This window comes from Vibrio sp. D173a (assembly GCF_030248475.1).
Genome location: NZ_JAHGAH010000937.1, coordinates 1 through 938, shown reverse-complemented (window position 1 = coordinate 938; position 938 = coordinate 1). Strand labels below are relative to the sequence as shown.

Genomic DNA, 938 nt, shown 5'->3' with positions numbered 1-938 from the left:
ATAAGACCGATAAGGCGGTCAGGTCGGCTTAAGAGTTTTTCTACACGACGCGCACCCTTATGACCCGATTGGGATAGGTGTTTCAAACGGTAGCGGTTCAAGGACATCATGCCCGTTTCAGAACCAGAGAAATAACCAGAAATTACAATGAGACACGCGAGTAGCGCAAATAAGATACCCGTAGATATGTCGTCCAAAACTATTACTTTCCTAAATTTGTATCTTGATTAATTTATGACCGATGCAGGTCGAGATGTCAACTGAATGTAAAGTATGCCATACATTAAAGGCAAGGTGTGTACCTTGCCTTTTATATCGAACTATTAATTCAGGATGATTTCTTGAACAAAGCGACTACCGAAGTAGGCCAGTGTTAGTAAGGTCGCACCCGCTAGCGCAAACCAAGTTACCTTCTGGCCTCGCCAACCTTTTTTGTAATGACCCCAAAGCAGTATTGAGTAGATCACCCAAGCGATAAAAGAGAGCACCGCTTTGTGTGCTTTGCCTTGAGCGAACATGTCTTGAACAAAAATAAAGCCAGTAAGAAGCGTACCCGTAAGCAGGCCGTTACCGATAAGAATAATCTTGAACAGTTGTCTTTCAACCATCATGAGTGGTGGTAGGTTCGGGTTGATGACCAGTGCCTTTTTCTTCTTGAGCTTGTAATCGAGCCACGCCAGTTGCATCGCATACAGAGCACCGATGGTCAGAGTTGCGTACGAAAACAGTGCCAATGAAATATGCATGAGCAGTTTAGGGTCGTTCTCTAGGTGCTTAATAAAGGTGCTTGGGAGAAATGCAGCGGCCAACAGGTTTAGAGCCGCAAAGCTGTACACTACAGGGAGAATAAACCAGAGGCGGTTTTTAAGCATTGCTCCACTCATTACCAACGAGATAATAAAGCTGATCAATGAGGCAACATTGAGAATACTGAGGTT

General features: G+C 44.2%; 2 protein-coding genes. Both read right to left on the bottom strand.

What is annotated here, in order from left to right; translation table 11 throughout:
• On the bottom strand, positions 1-197 hold a 197-nt coding region (locus tag KIV40_RS30400; RefSeq protein WP_285352989.1), incomplete at its 3' end, for a CNNM domain-containing protein.
• A gap of 126 nt (positions 198-323) precedes the next feature.
• Positions 324-938 (bottom strand): inner membrane protein YpjD (locus tag KIV40_RS30395; protein ID WP_285352988.1); only part of this gene is annotated, 615 nt, incomplete at its 5' end.